The sequence below is a fragment of the Bacillus sp. LBA3-1-1.1 genome, from assembly GCF_040676495.1.
Classification (GTDB): domain Bacteria; phylum Bacillota; class Bacilli; order Bacillales; family Bacillaceae_G; genus Bacillus_A; species Bacillus_A nitratireducens.
This window is the reverse complement of sequence record NZ_JBEGIB010000001.1, coordinates 371,133-388,518: the sequence shown is the minus strand read 5'-3', so window position 1 is coordinate 388,518 and position 17,386 is coordinate 371,133. Positions and strand designations below refer to the sequence as shown.

Here is a 17,386-nt window from a genome sequence, read left to right as displayed (position 1 = left end):
TTTCCTTGTAACAAAAGTCAAAAAAATGTTACAAAAAACTCTTTATATCATACTTCTTCAAATCAAAATTTCATTCATGACTTTGCAAGTTTCTATAATTATACAATTGATTTTGTGCTTTTCTAAGCAAATCTTCAAAAGTTTTCCCTTCTATCGGATAACTTGCAGCCCCAAATAATAGTGTGACATTTAATAAATCATTCGCTATTTCATTTTGAATATTTTTGATTAATCGATTTGTTATTGTTGACTTTTCATAGCCATTATCAACAGCTACGATAACATATTTATTTTCATCCCACCTCGTCACTACATCACCCTTTCGAACTGTCTTTACAATTGTACGTTCTACTCTTTGGACTAACTCATCTAATTTTTTTCCTTGCACTGTGTCTTTTAATACATCCCATTCTTTTACAGAAAGGATATACACTGTAATATTACGAGAATCTCTTTCTGATAAAGCAGCTACTTTCCCGAAAAAATCAACGACAAAATCGTTGTTCGTCATTCCTCCTGCTTCAATATTTTCATGCGTATTCGCTCTTTTATCGTACCAATGTCCAAAATAACAACTTAGTATCATTTGCAATATATAAATAATAAAGACGGTAAAAAATGATCGCGAATCTAGCTTAGCGATTACATCCTGAAGTGCGATCCATTCTGTAATCGCAACTGTGTTCCCAAGTAATAACCCACTAATTTTCCCTTTATATTTCATACTCTCCCCCCTTTTTATACCAATATATGTTTCTATAACAATAATGTTTTTCTACAAAATAAAAAATGTACATATTTAATGTACATTTCTACTTAAGCTTGTATACCTTTTCTAATTTATTTCATATATATAATATATATCGTTTTTAGAAAGGAGTGATATATATGCTTCAAAAAGAAAATCTATCAGATATTATGCGCTTACTAGCTGGCTTTTTATTATCATTAAAATTACTATTTAACTCTTTCGGAATAAACTTCATTACAAACGATCAAATTGACGCTATAGTAAATGTTATTTCATTTCTATTCATTCTATATTTTGGATACAAAAATAACTATGTTGGAAAAAAAGGAATGGAACAAAAAAAATTACTCAAGAAGCATAATCTTCATTAAAGAAGGAACCTTTCGCGTAGGTTCCTTTTTCTCATTTTCTGACAACCACTTCATTTGTTTGTAGCGGTCCATATGATACTCCTTTATATTGAAATGTATATGTAGCCTGAAATAATGAATTTGGAGGAGCTTTATCTTTATTTGCTTTTATTTGACAAATTAATTCTACCTTTTCACCCGGCGATAAATTATCGATTCGCCACCTTACGAGCTGAAATAAAAACTCACTTATTCCCTTATCTGCTTTTAAAGAGTTTGGAATATACGCGAAATAATCCCGAATCATATGACTTACAACTACTCGCGAAATCATTTCAACGCCTTTATTTTCAACTTCAAGTCGAATAATTAGTATGTCATTAACATCATAGATCATCTCATATGAAAAATTTTCTTTATACATACTTCGGATTTGTAATGCGACTGCTACATTTGGTGCTTCCGTGTCCTTTTTAGAACCATCAATCCACAAAACCGGCTGTAACGGTATAGAATACCTTCCTTGATCCGAAATTCGTTTCCATATTTTCATAATATATTCACCTCATTCCAGATGTATCATCTATACAACTTTATTCTGCCTCCCGACGCAATAAACTACACTTAGAAAAAATATTGAGCTTGTTACAAACCACCTTTAATTTTTCTTTTCCTTTTATCCTATTCGACAATATAAAGAAAAAACCATTTTTAATAGGTTGGCACAGGTTATTCTTTATTAAATATTTTTTTACAATTTCCTTCCTTGACTACATAACAAAATCAACTCTTGCTCTCTCTTTTTGTCAATATAATGAAGTGAAACTTTAATCAGTGGGTGTTTTGTCCATCCCCCACTGATTATTAGCCCTCACCAATCGGGCTTTTACGGACGGCCCGACTCCCGCCTAACTTCCTCGCATTCGCCGAATTTTGGGGGTGGAAGTCTTACTGCCCGTTAAAGCGGGATAAAATAATTTGGCGATAGAAAACATTTGCCTTTTAGTCAAATTTGACTATAATATAATCTATGATTTCCATTCTTTATATCATGTAGGCTCAATTTTTATAAATAAAGAGGAAATGAAACAAACTACACACAAAGATTTTTCATGCACTGCATCTAAAAACTTAAGTTAGTGTAATTTTTATTAAAGGAGGGCTACTTTTGGAAGCACAACTATCAAAAAACGAAGCAAGTAAAACAAAATTTGTTGTTGCTGGTTTACTACTTGGTATTCTAATGGCAGCAATGGATAACACAATAGTCGCAACTGCGATGGCAACAATCGTTGGAGACTTAGGAGGGTTCGACAAATTCGTTTGGGTCACATCTGCATATATGGTAGCAACAATGGCCGGTATGCCTATTTTCGGTAAGCTATCTGATATGTACGGACGGAAACGCTTTTATATTGGTGGACTAATTCTTTTCTTATTCGGTTCTGCACTTTGCGGGACAGCAACAAGTATTGAACAACTAAGTATTTATAGAGCCATTCAAGGAATTGGCGGTGGCGCTCTGATGCCTATCGCATTTACAATTATGTATGATATATTCCCACCTGAAAAACGAGGGAAAATGACAGGTCTATTTGGTGCCGTTTTCGGAACATCTAGTGTTTTCGGGCCTCTATTAGGTGCTTATATTACAGATTATATAAGTTGGCACTGGGTCTTCTATATTAATATACCATTAGGACTTATTTCCTTCTTCTTCATTACTAAATACTACAACGAGTCTCTAGAATATCGAAAACAAAAAATCGACTGGGCTGGTGCTATTACACTTGTCGTTAGTATCGTTTGCTTAATGTTTGCCCTGGAACTTGGCGGTAAAGAATATGCATGGGACTCTAATGTGATTATTGGTTTATTTTCAACTGTTGTTATTACGCTTATTATCTTCTTCTTCGTAGAAAGAAACGCAACAGAACCTATTATTTCTTTCCATTTATTTAAAAAACCTTTATTTGCAGCTAGCCAAGGTGTTGCCTTTTTCTATGGCGCAGCTTTTATCATCTGTACAGTTTATATTCCAATCTTCGTTCAAGGTGTTCTCGGTGGTTCAGCCTCAAATGCTGGATTAATTTTGACACCCATGATGGTAGGGTCTGTAATTGGAAGTCAAACTGGCGGACAGTTAGCTTCACGAACAAGTTATCGTAACATCATGATAGCATCCGGAGTGTTCTTCGTTCTTGGTATTTATTTACTAAGTACTTTAACAATGGAAACACCTCGTACACTTGTAACAATGTTTATGGTGCTTGCTGGACTTGGAGTTGGATTCTCCTTCTCAGTTTTAAGTATGGCATCTATTCATAAACTAGAAATGAGAGATCGCGGTTCTGCTACATCAACGAACTCATTCTTCCGTTCACTTGGAATGACCCTTGGTGTAACGATTTTCGGTACAATTCAAAATCATATTTTTACTGATAAATTAAGCACTGTATTCCCACCTGAACTAGCAAAAATGGCTCCAAAAGGTGGAGACACTAGCTTTTTATTATCACCAAATGCCGCTGACAAACTACCTCCTGAAGTACTGAGTGGTATTAAGGATGCTCTTGCAACATCTATTGCCAATACATTTTTCTGGGCACTTATCCCAGCTGTACTAAGTATAGTTTGTATTTTACTTATGGGAAATGAACGTCTTTTAACAGGTCCGAAAACGAAGCAAAAACAAAAACAAGTAAGCTAATATAGAAAAACGAAGCGGTATATCCCTTTATGAAAGAGGATATACCGTTTATAATATATATAAAGTTTCTATATACAGGAGTTGAGACAGCATGAGCATGAAGTTAGTCATTCTCGGCTTGTTACTCGAAGGAGATAAACATCCATATGAAGTTCAACATATAATGAAAGAACGACAAATGGATTGTTATATTAAATATGCCAAAGGATCGCTATACTATGCCTTCGAGCAATTAGAAAAACAAGGTGCGATTAGCGTTACCCATATTGTTCGAGATACGAATAGACCAGATAAAACAATCTTCCATATAACAGAAGAAGGAAAAGCCCTTTTCCACACTTTATTATTAAAACAATTTGAAGCGAAAAACCAAATATATAAACCTATTTATTCTGCGCTCTCTTTCGCTCACTTTAGCGACGAACAAGAACTAGTTCCTATTTTGGAAAAAAAGAGAGATGATACAATGCTATATTTACATACAATGCAAACGATATACGATCACAACAAACAACTAGTTCCTCGTGCTCAACTGTATATTTTACAAAGCGTCATTGAGCATATTAACGTTGAGTTACGTTGGCTAAACACACTCTTACAAGATGCTTCTGTAGGTCGTCTTTCAGAAATAGGTGTAGATAATGATTAGGTTTTTCTAAAAGAGGTGCCCCCTCTTTTAGAAAAACCTAATACTATAATTATTCCCCACAACTCAAAATACCCTCATTTTAATAATAAATCCCTACTATAAATTCTTAATTTTCTGAATAAAATAAATAAAAAACTTTAGAATTTTCTTATTTTAAAACAGTGGACAAAATTCCGAAAATTGTGTTAGAATTTGTTTCAATATCATATTGCTTGTTACATTCCTTTCAAAAGGAAAATAGGTACACGAACATTTCATTTCGTGTTTAAAAGGGAAGTTTGGTGAAACTCCAACACGGTCCCGCCACTGTAAATGCTAAGATTTCTTTTTTGTGCCACTGTGAAAACGGGAAGGTGAAAGAAATTATATGAAGCATAAGTCAGGAGACCTGCCTATTTTAACAACACTGGTAGACTCACGGATGATGATGAGGTGTTAAGAACAAAAAGGAAGGCTTATTTTTCTATGCCTTTATGCTTTTTGTTACAGGTATTTCCTAGTAAACGGAAATGCTTACTTTCAATTAGGGAGGAATTTAAAATGGCAATTCAAACAAGTAACTTAGGTTATCCACGTATCGGACTACAACGAGAGTGGAAAAAAACATTGGAAGCTTTTTGGTCCAATAAAATTGATGAAGAACAATTTTTAACGACAATGAAAGAAATTCGCCTTCAACACGTCAAAGTACAGCAAGAAAAAGGAATTGAATTAATTCCAGTTGGCGATTTTACATATTATGACCACGTTCTGGATACAGCCTACATGTTAGGGTTCATCCCGTCACGTTTTTCAGAGTTTACATCTTACCTTGATGTATATTTTGCGATGGCACGTGGTTCTAAAGATCACGTTGCTTCTGAAATGACAAAATGGTTTAACACAAACTACCATTATATTGTTCCTGAATATGAAGAAGGATTACAAATCTCATTAAAAGACAATCGTCCTCTTCGTTTATATGAAGAAGCGAAAAAAGAGTTAGGCGTTGATGGAAAACCAGTTATTTTAGGACCTTATACATTCCTAAAACTAGCAAAAGGTTATAACGAAGATCAATTTGCCACTATTTTAAAAGAGCTAGTTGCACCTTATGTTCAATTATTCTCTGAATTACACGTAGCTGGAGCACAAGTTATTCAAGTTGACGAACCAATCTTCGCATCTTTAACAAAAGATGAAATTAATCAAGCGAAAGAACTTTACGAAGCTATTCATAAAGAAGTTCCGAATGCTAACCTACTTCTACAAACATATTTTGATAGTGTAGAAGAGAACTATGAAGAAATTATTACATTCCCTGTTTCCGGTATTGGATTAGACTTTGTTCATGGCAAAGAAGGTAATATAAATGCTATTTCAAAATATGGATTCCCAGCTGATAAAATTTTAGCTATCGGTTGTATAGATGGCCGTAACATTTGGAGAGCTGATCTTGATGATGTACTTTCTTTATTTACAACATTACAAAATCAAATTGCAGCAAAAGGTTTAATTGTTCAGCCTTCTTGTAGCTTATTGCATACTCCAATTGATAAAACAGAAGAAGAACACTTATCAACTGAATTATTTGATGCACTTGCATTTGCTAATCAAAAATTAGAAGAACTAGTCCTTATCCATTCTGCTCTTACTAAAGGTGTAGAAAGTATCAGTAGCGAGCTGACAACATATCGTAACGCACATAATGCCATCCGCTCATCAGCTGCACGTAATCGTGAAGATGTAAAACTTGCAAGTACATCACTTAAAGAAGATGATTTCTCACGTCCTCTTCCATTTGAAAAACGATATGAACTACAGCAAGTAGCTTTACAATTACCGTTGTTACCAACAACAACTATCGGTAGCTTCCCGCAAACATCCGAAGTTCGTCAAACTCGTAAACAGTGGCGTAACGGTAATATTACAAATGAACAATATAATCAGTTCATTGAAAAGGAAACTTCGAAGTGGATTCGTTACCAAGAAGATATTGGTCTTGATGTACTAGTGCATGGTGAATTCGAAAGAACTGACATGGTCGAATATTTTGGTGAGCGCCTTGCTGGTTTCTCATTCACTAAAAACGGTTGGGTACAATCATACGGTTCCCGCTGCGTAAAACCACCTGTTATTTATGGTGATGTAGCCTTTATTAACGGAATGACTATTAAGGAAACTGTTTATGCACAAAGCTTAACAGAGAAAGTTGTAAAAGGAATGTTAACTGGACCTGTCACTATTTTAAATTGGTCATTCGTTCGAAATGATATTTCACGAAAAGAAGTTTCATATCAAATTGCACTAGCACTTCGTCATGAAATTGAATTACTTGAATCTTCTGGAATAAGAGTAATCCAAGTCGATGAGCCCGCACTTCGTGAAGGTATGCCGTTAAAAGAGAAAGATTGGGATGCATACATTACATGGGCAGTTCAATCATTCCTTTTAGCAACATCTTCTGTAGCAAACGAAACACAAATTCACACCCATATGTGTTACAGTAACTTCGAAGATATTGTAGATGCCATTCGTGCGTTAGATGCAGATGTTATTTCTATCGAAACATCAAGAAGTCATGGAGAATTTATTGATACATTAAAACATACAACATATGAAAAAGGAATTGGTCTAGGTGTATATGACATTCATAGTCCACGTGTCCCAAGTAAAGATGAGATGTTCGCAATCGTAGAACAATCTTTACAAGTATGTGATCCTAAATATTTCTGGATTAATCCGGACTGTGGTTTAAAAACTAGAAGAACGGAAGAAGTCATTCCGGCTTTAGAACACATGGTGCAAGCAGCAAAAGATGCTCGTTCCCTTTTAAAAACAAACGCATAACAAAAATGGGTTATCCTCCAAAAGGATAACCCATTTTTTATTCTTTACTTTCAAAAAAGAATTCATATTGTATTTTATATAATTCATCATCCGTTGGCTCTTCAAGAGGAATTGCCTGTAATACAACGGTATACTCACCATTTGGAATAGGGATCTGAAATCTATTTGAAAGAATACTCGTTACAACGATACATTCATTTTCAACTGTAAAAGGAACCGCAACCGTTCTAAGCACTTCTTCTTTCTCAATATGTTTTCCACAAGTCACTTTTACTTCACAAGTATAATCAGAGAGTGCTTCAAAAATAACAGTTCCATCCGCCTTAGCATAACCTCTTTCAAAATCTTCATCTGTCCAATCTACGTAAGGCTGTTCACCGTCATAGTTCATCAACATTAATTGTGAATAAGAAATTGTTAACTCCATAGTTCCCTTCTCCTTCATTATGAAATGTGCAACTACTATTTCACTTCAAATTTCACACGCGTACCATCTGGATATTTGTCTAGCTTATTCCCTACCCAAGAACCTGCACCGCGGTTATCTGCTGGACTTATATATTCAATATGAGCTCCTTTTCCGCCTTCCTTACACATCGCCATCGGCCATTCATCGCGATCATAACCTTTCTTCGTCGGATATGGCGCTAACGATAATTTCCTTCTATCCGCTGCACCATTACGATCAATTGTACACATTTCTGAATGCCCTTCTTTTATAGCATCCGCTATATGTTTCCCTGTCTCTGGATATCGTTCTTTGGGGAACTCTAAAATTTGATCATACGTAGTTGTTTTTTTCGTACTTGTCTCCTCTGGCATAAGTACTTCATATACCGCTACCAAAAGAGAAAGAATTGCAATAATTGAAATGATAATACCTTTTAATTGCTTCATGTGTACCTCCGTGTTCCTACCAATTTCTTTTCCTCAGCTATTATAACAAACTTCTTCTATGTATGTTTTCAGACATTATTTTAGCTCTTCCTCTCCATTCCGCCAAAAACATTCATTTTTCCCCATCTTTTCACTAATGCTGTAGAAAACTAATAACCTTCCGACATTCTTTTTCAAAGGAAGTCCTCATAAAAGATTGAAATGATATATACGATACTTTTTGGGGAGGAACTATCATGGAAGCTATTTATAAAACGAAAGATGTTACAAATAAAACAGGTATCCCAAAACATATAGTCCGAAAATATAGCCAACTCTTAGAGGAACACGGTTATATCATTTCAAAAACAGCTGATGCTCGTATTTATAAATTGGATGATTTAAAACTATTGAAATCTATACATGAAAGAGCTGCTACATTACAAGAAGATATTTCAGAAACAATACCTATTATTTTAAAAGAGAAAGAGGCCCCACCTGTACCTGTTATTCAAGATAAGCAAGAAATACAACCAAAAGAAAAAGAAGATGGGCGTAACTTTGAGGAGTTCATGTTAAAACTTGAAATGCTTGCTCAATTAAATGAAGCAATTATTCATCAAAACTCTACTCTCATTACACAAAATCGTTTAAAAGACGAGAAATTAGATGAACTTATGCAACAAGTTTATGTAAAGGAAGGATCTCAAGAAAAAATGTTACAAGATCTAGTTGATCACGCCGCTCAAACAGATGCACTCCAGAAAGAAAAGATGGACTTATTAATGAATCATATGTATAAGCGAGAATCTAAACAAGAAGAAAAAATGAATAAACTTGTCCATCAAATTTACAATAAAGACAGCAGCCGTGATGCACAACTCATGCAAGTTATTCGCGAAATTCAAGAAACAAAAAGATTGGTCGCCGCCTCAAAAGAGCAAAGCTTCTTTCAATCATTTAGAAGTTTATTCATTCGAACAAAACAAGAAAAAACAAATGAATAAACTTCTGTATATTTTCTAATGCACAATAAAATAAAAAGTTACCTTCTACCGGTAACTTTTATTCCTTATATCGTACAGCTGGCAATATAATAATAGCTTCAGTTCCTTTTCCACTTTCACTTTTATATTCCAATGTACCATTATGCGCTTGTAAAATACTAAATGTTACCATAAGACCTAATCCTGTTCCTTTTTCTTTTAAAGAATAATACGGTTGTCCAAGCCTTGTTAACTGTTCTTTTGTCATTCCAACGCCACTATCTTTAACTCTTATTACAATCGTTTCATCTTTTTGAATAGCCGTTACTTTTAAATACCCTTTGTTTCCTTGAATTGCTTCAATACCATTTTTAACAACATTCATAATAGCTTGCTTCAATTTCGTTTTATCACCGATAGTATAAAGGCTCTCAGAAATCTCAACTTGCAAATAAACGCCCTGCATTGCTGCAAATGATGACATAAGCGTTGTCATTTCAATTAATTGTGCTGATAAACAAATATGTTCTTTTTTTTCAATTTGTGGCCTTGCTAAATTTAAATAATCTGAAATAATCTGTTCAGCACGATCCAGTTCAGCTAATACGAGACGCATATAATCTTTGTTTTTTACGTCTTCCGTACTCTCTAGCAATTGAATAAACCCACGTACCACAGTGAGCGGATTTCGAACTTCATGTGCAACACTTGCAGCTAACTCACTTACAATATTAAGTTTTTCTGATTTTTGCATTTCTGTACGCAATAATGCATTTTCGTTTAAATACTCAGTCAAATACACTTGAAACACCATTGTCATAACCATAATAAGTGATGCAAATATATACCCACTATATAGATTAGATATGTACGGTGTAAAACCTGTTTCTAAAAGGACATTCAACATCCCAAATACTAATGAAACAAGAACATAAAATGATGCAATCATAAAAGCTAATATTAGCTTCTTATCTCTTGAAAAAAGAGACCATTTCTTTGACAAAAACAATGGAATTATTGAAAGAAATACAACTTCTACGACAGGCAACCAACTGAATCCCTTAACAATCCATTCATATGCAACAAAAATAATGGCAGGGATGAGCCCAACAATCCCCCCATATAAAAAACCACTAACAATTGGGATTGGATGAAAATTGTATCCACAAACGGTACCAAAACAAATAGAGTATGTCATGGAGAGAACGAGTGTAACGCTAGATAAAAACATAATAAAGTAGCGATTAGGCTTCGGAAGCATTTCTTGATAACGATTTAAACGAATCGCTTCATATAAAAATAGTGGTAAAATAATGATGGCAATTTGGATCATTAAATCACGAATCAGCTCCATAGCCTCTCATCCCCTATATGTATTTTGATATGATTATATCATTTTATAAGTTGATTTGTTTTAAAATTTTGATTTTTCTTAACATATTTGTTAATTATTTGTTAACAACTAATAATAAATGTTACAGATTTCCGAAATGATTGTAAACCCTGTACCAAATTTCCTTCATGCAGTATACAATGAATACGGATTACAAAGAAATAAAAAAACACTTCACTCGACGGACAACTATCGCAAAATACAGCATATAATCCATACTATCTATGTTTACAAATAAGTGATCATTACTTTAGTAGGAGGAAGATAAAAATGGCGGGTACTACGCTTGTTTTAAAAGAAGAAAATTTGGTTGTGCTAGAAAACGTTGAAAAATCAGTATACGAAGAACTGCAACATAAAGCAGGGGAAGATAACTGTACATGTGCTGTAAATGAATCTGTTGTCCATCTCGGCAAAGTATCTTCCGTACTTTGGAACGAAGATGAAATAGATTGGGAATACGGTTATTAAAAAGTCGCTTTCAGCGGCTTTTTTCTTTTCTCTCTTTCTAAATAACATATGCAAAGCGTAATCATAGAAAATATGATAAAATGGACTTAATTTTCAAACGGAAGAAAGGGAGATACAATGGAACAATTCATTAATCCTAGAGTGAAGGACATCCAAATTTCTGGAATTCGTCAATTCTCTAACATGATTCAAAACTATGATAATCTTATCTCTTTAACAATTGGACAACCCGATTTCCCTACACCTTCTCTCGTAAAAGAAGCGGCAAAACGGGCTATTACAGAAAATTATACAAGCTATACACATAACGCCGGTTTACTAGAATTACGTAAGGCAGCTTGTAACTTTGTAAAAGACAACTACGATTTACATTATTCACCTGAAAACGAAACCATCGTTACAATCGGTGCCAGTGAAGCAATTGATGTTGCATTCCGAACTATTTTAGAACCAGGAACGGAAGTAATTTTACCAGCTCCTATTTATCCTGGTTACGAGCCGATTATTCGACTATGTGGTGCAACTCCTATTTTTATAGATGTTCGTGAAACTGGATTTCGTTTAACAGCTGAAGCATTGCAACATGCAATTACAGAACGAACAAGATGCGTCGTTTTACCGTATCCTTCTAATCCAACTGGTGTTACCTTATCAAAAGAAGAATTAGAAGATATTGTATCTGTCTTAAAAGATAAAAATATTTTCGTTCTTTCTGATGAAATTTATAGTGAACTTGTATATGAAGAAAAACACACATCTATCGCTCATTTCCCAGAAATGCGTGATAAGACAATTGTCATTAACGGCTTATCAAAATCACATTCTATGACCGGCTGGCGTATCGGACTTTTATTTGCTCCAGAATATTTAGCAAAACACATATTAAAAGTTCATCAATACAATGTTACATGTGCTACTTCAATCGCTCAATATGCTGCAATCGAAGCTTTAACAGCTGCTAAAGATGCCCCGAAGATGATGCGCTATCAATACAAAAAACGCCGTGATTACGTATATAATAGACTCATTCAAATGGGTTTAACGGTCGAGAAACCAACAGGCGCATTTTATTTATTCCCATATGTTGGACATTTAACATCTTCATCATTTGATTTTGCACTTGATCTTGTAAAAGAAGCCGGGCTAGCCGTTGTTCCTGGAACAGCATTTTCGGAATACGGTGAAGGCTACCTTCGCCTTTCCTATGCTTATAGCATCGAAACTTTAAAAGAAGGCTGTGACCGTTTAGAAGCCTTTCTAAAGCAAAAAGCTAAGAGTTAAACTCTTAGCTTTTTTTATGCATAATGATCACAAGTTTGACGCTTCAGTAATTTATGTGGAATAATGATACACTTTGCAGTTGACTCAGCATTCTCTACTTTATCAACTAAAGCTTTTGCTGCTTCATATCCTAGCTGATATATATTCACATCAACTGTCGAAAGCGGCGGACTCGCAATTTCTGATAATAAAGCATTATTAAAGCTTACAATAGAAACATCCTTCGGTACAACGAATCCTTTTTTAGAAAGTGCGCTTAGTACACCCAGTCCAATTAAATCATCCGTTGCCATAATTGCCGTCGGTGGTTGCTTCAGTCCCATTAACTCCTCAACGGCTTGTTGACCACTTTCCCTTGAAAAATCAAAGTGTAAAATATACTCTTTCGGTAATACAATGTCTGCTAGTTTTAAAGCATCACTCATACCGGCTAAACGATCTCTCGTTACAAGTAAATCTGATCCACCACCAATGAACGCGATCTGTTTATGGCCTAGTGAAATTAAATATTCCGCCACTTCTCTTGCAGCTGTATAATTGTCATTATCTACATATGTAATTTCATCTTTTCGATCATATGGTTTTCCAATTAAAACAAACGGGAAGTTTTGGTCATGCAAGTATTCAATAATCCGATCGTTCTCTCTTGAATATAAAAGAATAATACCACCGATTTGACGCCCTTGTACCATTTTTACAACGCCATTAAAAATTTCATCTTCCGTTTCACCAGTTGACATATAAAGCGCATACCCTTCCACATGTGCAAATGAACTAATTCCTCTTATAACTTCTGGGAAAAACGGATTTTGAAAAGCTTTACTTGCAGAACTCGGCATAACAAGACCAAGTGTCTTCGTCGTTTGGTTCGCAAGGTTTCTTGCATTTAAATTTGGATGATACCCTAATTCACTCATTACTTTTCGAACACGGCGCTTTGTCTTTTCACTTATACTTGGATTATCAGCAATTACACGAGAAACAGTTGATGGTGCTACGTTTGCTTTCTTCGCCACATCTTTAATTGTAACTGTCATAAAAATCCCCTCCTTTCACTTCTCTGCCATTTTCATATATTTTATCTTGCACCCGTTGCAAGTCATAGGAGAAGTCATAAACTTTCATTTATTTATTCTATCTTGCAAAACTTATCATATTATCCCTCTCCATGTATTGTAAGGGATATAGCTCTTTTTTCCTATACTATAATATACTATTTATTTCACTTCTTTTCATATGCGATGTCAAATCTCTTTTCATCTCCCTATAAAATTTTTTATAGGGAGATGAAAAGAAAAATGGGACGTAATGTCCCATTTTTCATCCTTTCGTACCTCCAGCTGTTAAACCAGAAATAAAGTATTTTTGTAGTGATAGGAATAAAATTGAAATTGGGATTGCAATTAAAACTGAACCGGCTGCAAACGTTGTAAATTCATTACCAAATTTCTTCGCTACCATTTCATATAACCCAACTGCTAACGTATAATTTTCTGGTGTTCGCAAAATAATACTCGCTAAAATGAAATCTGTAAATGGACCGATGAAAGTGAATAACGCTACAACTGCTACAATCGGCTTTGCAAGTGGCATAATGATTTGCCAAAAAATACGGAAATGTCCTGCTCCATCCATACGAGCTGACTCATCCAATTCTTTCGGAATCGTATCAAAATACCCTTTCATAAGCCATGTATTCATTGGGATTGCCCCGCCTACATAAATTAAAATTAATGCAAGGTGCGTATCAATTAATCCTGTTAACTGCGCTAATACGTATAGAGCGATTAACGCTGCAAAGTTTGGAATCATTTGCAGAATTAAAAATGTTAATAAACCATTTTTTCTTCCAACAAAACGGTATCTCGAAAATGCATACGCAGTAAAACTAATTGCTAACACTGAGAAAATCATCGTTAAAACACTTACTTTTAATGTGTTTTTATACCATAGTAAATAATTACTATTCTCTAAATCTAATAACTTACGATAATGATCTAACGTTGCATTTTGTGGAATAATACTTGATCCAGATAAACTATCACCCGGATTAAACGATGAGCCAATAATCCATAATAATGGATAGAAAATGATGGCACACATTACGAAAATAACGAGATAACTTAATGAGAGACGTAACATCTTTTGTCTTTTAATATTCATTTACATCATATCCTCTTCTTGGAATGATTTTGTTCTCTTAAATTGCCATAACGCAACTGTAATAACGATTAACGATAAGATCATTGTAAGAGCTGCTGCTTTCCCGTACTGCGCCGAAGTCATCGTTAACTTATAGATCCATGAAATTAAAATATCTGTTCCACCTGCGTCTTGTCCAGCTACAGCAGGACCTCCGCCGTTAAATAGATAGATAATACTAAAGTTATTAAAGTTAAACGTATATTGCGTAATTAATATTGGTGCTGTTGCATATAAGACAAGTGGCAATGTAATTTTACGAAACTGTTGCCAAGCTGTAGCTCCATCTACTGTAGCAGCTTCATATAATTCTCCTGGAATCGATTGCAATATACCTGTCGTCATTGCAAAGACGAACGGGAATCCAAGCCACGTTTGAATCATAATTAAAGCAATCTTCGCCCAAAATGGATCTGTCATCCAAGCAATCTTTTCAATTCCGAATAAAGCTAGTACTTGATTGTTAATCGCTCCAAATGTTTCATTAAACATACCAGAGAAAACAAGAATAGATACGAATGCTGGGACCGCCCACGGTAAAATGAAGATTGTTCGAATAATTGCCTTCCCTTTAATACCAGGCTGATTTACGATAATCGCTAAGAAAATACCAAGCGCAACCTGTAATGTCGTTGCAACGAATGTCCAAATGACAGTCCAAGAAAATACACTTAAAAACGTCTCTCTCCACATCGGTAATGTAAAGATATCAATAAAGTTTTTAAACCCTACCCAATCTACTAATTTAGCTGGAGGAGAATGATATAAATCATAGTTCGTAAATCCAATTAAAATTACGAAGATGATTGGAAATACAACTACAAAGATAAGTAATAGAAAACCTGGTGAAACCATTAAATATGGAAAACCTTGATCTAGTAAATTACGGTATTGTTCTTTTACAGAGTTTAACGGTGTTCCTATATCACGTTTTTTCCCGTTTTGATATGCATCATATAAATTAAATCCATATATTCCGAGTCCAAACACGATGACGATGAGTGCCAAGATTCCTTCTACTAATAGAAAGACAGAATGGTCACGTGGAACTTCTGTACCAAGCGTTACAATTCCCCATAATCCCATATTTAATAAATCAGCAAAGGCTACAATAAATGAACCTGTTAATACTAGAAAAATAAGACCTTTTACAAATTGTTTATTATACATTTGGCCCACGCCTGGAATGATTGATAACATGGTTGCCATTTTCCTATGTTTTGAACCGTTTAAATCTTTCGCTGGCTCCATAGATGTTTGCATGTTCCTTCCCCCTTTTTTCTTCCTACTTGGAAGGGAGAGAATTCGTGCCTCTTATATTCGAGGCACGAATTTCACCTTATTTTTTATTGCTGTGGTTTGCCTCTATATTCCCTTTAATTTGCTTCACTGCATTATCAAGTGCTGCTTTTGGTGCTTCTTTATCTGTAACAACTAACTGAAGAGCGTCTCCAGCTGGTTTCCACACTTCTTGCATTTCCGGAATATTCGGCATTGGAACTCCATTTTCTGATTGAGTTGCAACTGCTTTTGCAGCTTCATTATCTTTAATAATTGGATCTTCCATTACTGATTTTACTGGAGGAATTTCTTTTGTTTTCTCAAATCGAATTTTTGCATTTTCTTCATTAGTTACCCACTCAGTGAATTTTGTAGCTAAATCATTTTGTTTAGAGAAGCTTGTTACATGCCATCCTTTTACCCCAACAAATGTTTTCATCGGTTGACCATTTGGTAATTTCGGCATTGGAGCAACACCATAATCAATTCCGTTCTTTTCCATCGCTTGGAACGCCCACGGTCCGTTCATAATAGACGCTGCTTTTCCTTCATTGAATAATCCGTCCGCAGCAGGGCCACCAGATTCACCAATAATACCTTTTGGGAATAACTTTTCTTTGTACCATTTTTGAAGATATTCAGCACCTTGTACTGCTCCACTATTATTTAATCCAACATCGCCTGCATTTGGCTTTCCGTCTTTCTCACCAAATACATATCCGCCCATACCTGCCATAAACGCGTTAGCAAAGTAGAAGTTATCTCCTAATGTTAAAAATCCGTACTTGCCATCCTTCGTAAAGTCTTTTGAGAAGTTAAACAGCTCATCCATCGTTTCTGGTGCTTTTTGCATTAATTTTTTATTGTAAATAAAAACTGGTGTTTCAATTGCTTTTGGTAAACCATATAATTTTCCGTTATATGTCTGTGCTTCTATTGATAAGTCAGTAAATTTACTCTTCACAGCATCATCTGCTTTTACTTCAGAAAGTAAGCCTTCTGTTACTGCATTTCCAATTTGATCGTGTGGCAATGTTACAACATCCGGCCCCGTCCCCGCAGGTCCATCAAGACGTAACTTCTTCACTTGATCCGTCATTTGCATTTCAACAACTTTAACTTTTACTTTATATTTTTCTTCAAAGCTTTTCACAGCTGGTTCTAAACCAACACCTTTTTTATCATCTTCCCAAACGAGAAGATCATAATCTTTCTTCTCTTTACTTGCTTCCTTTTTCCCTGAATCTTTCGGTCCACATGCAGATAACATACCGATTGACAATGCTGAAATTGTTAATAGTGATAATGCTTTCTTCATCCCAAAAAACCTCCCTAAATTCTCTATGTACCTTAGAAATTGAAAACGTTTGCATTGAATAGTTTAATAGAAGCGCAAACAATATCTCAATCTATGAAAACGTTTGCGCTATTTGTCTATCATTATACATTCTTTTATTCATTTTGCAAATATTAATTTTCAAAATAATCTCCTCATACTCTTTATCCATTGACTTTACATAAAATGAATACTACTCTTATAAGCAATATTAAAGTTATGTGAAAGGAAATCGTTTGCAACATAATCTTTATTATTTCGTTTTAGGTAA

Annotated in this window: 16 protein-coding genes and 1 riboswitch; of the genes, 7 read left to right on the top strand and 9 right to left on the bottom strand. The window is 34.7% G+C overall.

Annotated features, from left to right (window positions below; genetic code table 11):
• Positions 1 to 70: 70 nt before the first annotated feature.
• A complete protein-coding gene (locus MRBLBA3_RS02180; RefSeq protein WP_000875437.1) occupies positions 71 to 724 on the bottom strand; it encodes a diguanylate cyclase domain-containing protein in 654 nt (217 codons plus the stop codon).
• A 164-nt stretch (positions 725 to 888) separates the two neighbouring features.
• Between MRBLBA3_RS02180 and MRBLBA3_RS02175 the strand changes: the two genes are divergently transcribed.
• Positions 889 to 1,122: an SPP1 phage holin family protein gene (locus MRBLBA3_RS02175; protein ID WP_000939454.1), complete on the top strand. Its 234-nt coding sequence runs from the start codon at positions 889 to 891 to the stop codon at positions 1,120 to 1,122.
• Positions 1,123 to 1,153: 31 nt separating this feature from the next.
• On the opposite strand, the gene MRBLBA3_RS02170 is transcribed toward MRBLBA3_RS02175, so the two are convergent.
• Positions 1,154 to 1,654, bottom strand: coding sequence for a hypothetical protein (locus tag MRBLBA3_RS02170; RefSeq protein WP_000708186.1), 501 nt, complete (start codon positions 1,652 to 1,654; stop codon positions 1,154 to 1,156).
• A gap of 615 nt (positions 1,655 to 2,269) precedes the next feature.
• Here MRBLBA3_RS02170 and MRBLBA3_RS02165 point away from each other — a divergent pair.
• The 3 genes from MRBLBA3_RS02165 (at position 2,270) to metE (ending at position 7,289) form a co-directional block, all read left to right on the top strand.
• Positions 2,270 to 3,811, top strand: a complete 1,542-nt coding sequence (locus MRBLBA3_RS02165; RefSeq protein ID WP_000388063.1) for an MDR family MFS transporter — start codon at positions 2,270 to 2,272, stop codon at positions 3,809 to 3,811.
• Positions 3,812 to 3,902: 91 nt separating this feature from the next.
• Positions 3,903 to 4,460, top strand: a complete 558-nt coding sequence (locus MRBLBA3_RS02160; protein WP_000062078.1) for a PadR family transcriptional regulator — start codon at positions 3,903 to 3,905, stop codon at positions 4,458 to 4,460.
• Between the two features lie 222 nt (positions 4,461 to 4,682).
• A riboswitch (cobalamin riboswitch) is annotated at positions 4,683 to 4,870 on the top strand.
• Between the two features lie 130 nt (positions 4,871 to 5,000).
• Positions 5,001 to 7,289 carry a 5-methyltetrahydropteroyltriglutamate--homocysteine S-methyltransferase gene (gene metE, locus MRBLBA3_RS02155; protein WP_044737688.1) on the top strand — a complete coding sequence of 763 codons (2,289 nt, stop codon included), beginning with the start codon at positions 5,001 to 5,003 and terminating at the stop codon, positions 7,287 to 7,289.
• A gap of 37 nt (positions 7,290 to 7,326) precedes the next feature.
• Here metE and comJ read toward each other — a convergent pair whose 3' ends face one another.
• Positions 7,327 to 7,716, bottom strand: coding sequence for a competence protein ComJ (gene comJ / locus MRBLBA3_RS02150; RefSeq protein ID WP_000424027.1), 390 nt, complete (start codon positions 7,714 to 7,716; stop codon positions 7,327 to 7,329).
• A gap of 35 nt (positions 7,717 to 7,751) precedes the next feature.
• Complete coding sequence (nucA, locus tag MRBLBA3_RS02145) at positions 7,752 to 8,186, bottom strand: DNA-entry nuclease (protein WP_044737687.1); 435 nt, start codon at positions 8,184 to 8,186, stop codon at positions 7,752 to 7,754.
• A 236-nt stretch (positions 8,187 to 8,422) separates the two neighbouring features.
• Between nucA and MRBLBA3_RS02140 the strand changes: the two genes are divergently transcribed.
• On the top strand, positions 8,423 to 9,172 hold the full coding sequence (locus MRBLBA3_RS02140) for a DUF3967 domain-containing protein (RefSeq protein WP_000387500.1): 750 nt from the start codon (positions 8,423 to 8,425) through the stop codon (positions 9,170 to 9,172).
• A gap of 58 nt (positions 9,173 to 9,230) precedes the next feature.
• Here the strand turns inward: MRBLBA3_RS02140 and kinB are convergent, their stop codons facing one another.
• A complete protein-coding gene (gene kinB, locus MRBLBA3_RS02135; protein ID WP_044737686.1) occupies positions 9,231 to 10,505 on the bottom strand; it encodes a sporulation sensor histidine kinase KinB in 1,275 nt (424 codons plus the stop codon).
• A 309-nt stretch (positions 10,506 to 10,814) separates the two neighbouring features.
• On the opposite strand from kinB, the gene MRBLBA3_RS02130 reads away from it, so the two are divergent.
• The gene (locus tag MRBLBA3_RS02130) at positions 10,815 to 11,015 is read left to right on the top strand and encodes a hypothetical protein (RefSeq protein ID WP_000929279.1); all 201 of its coding nucleotides are present in this window, start codon (positions 10,815 to 10,817) and stop codon (positions 11,013 to 11,015) included.
• Between the two features lie 117 nt (positions 11,016 to 11,132).
• The gene (locus tag MRBLBA3_RS02125) at positions 11,133 to 12,296 is read left to right on the top strand and encodes an aminotransferase A (protein ID WP_000434572.1); all 1,164 of its coding nucleotides are present in this window, start codon (positions 11,133 to 11,135) and stop codon (positions 12,294 to 12,296) included.
• A gap of 14 nt (positions 12,297 to 12,310) precedes the next feature.
• Here MRBLBA3_RS02125 and malR read toward each other — a convergent pair whose 3' ends face one another.
• The 4 genes from malR to MRBLBA3_RS02105 form a co-directional block, all read right to left on the bottom strand.
• Complete coding sequence (gene malR, locus MRBLBA3_RS02120) at positions 12,311 to 13,333, bottom strand: maltose operon transcriptional repressor MalR (RefSeq protein ID WP_000219030.1); 1,023 nt, start codon at positions 13,331 to 13,333, stop codon at positions 12,311 to 12,313.
• A 283-nt stretch (positions 13,334 to 13,616) separates the two neighbouring features.
• Positions 13,617 to 14,459, bottom strand: coding sequence for a maltosaccharide ABC transporter permease MalD (malD, locus tag MRBLBA3_RS02115; RefSeq protein ID WP_001022608.1), 843 nt, complete (start codon positions 14,457 to 14,459; stop codon positions 13,617 to 13,619).
• Complete coding sequence (gene malC, locus MRBLBA3_RS02110; protein WP_001194980.1) at positions 14,460 to 15,761, bottom strand: maltosaccharide ABC transporter permease MalC; 1,302 nt, start codon at positions 15,759 to 15,761, stop codon at positions 14,460 to 14,462.
• Between the two features lie 76 nt (positions 15,762 to 15,837).
• Positions 15,838 to 17,097, bottom strand: a complete 1,260-nt coding sequence (locus tag MRBLBA3_RS02105; protein WP_000709907.1) for an extracellular solute-binding protein — start codon at positions 17,095 to 17,097, stop codon at positions 15,838 to 15,840.
• Positions 17,098 to 17,386: the final 289 nt, after the last annotated feature.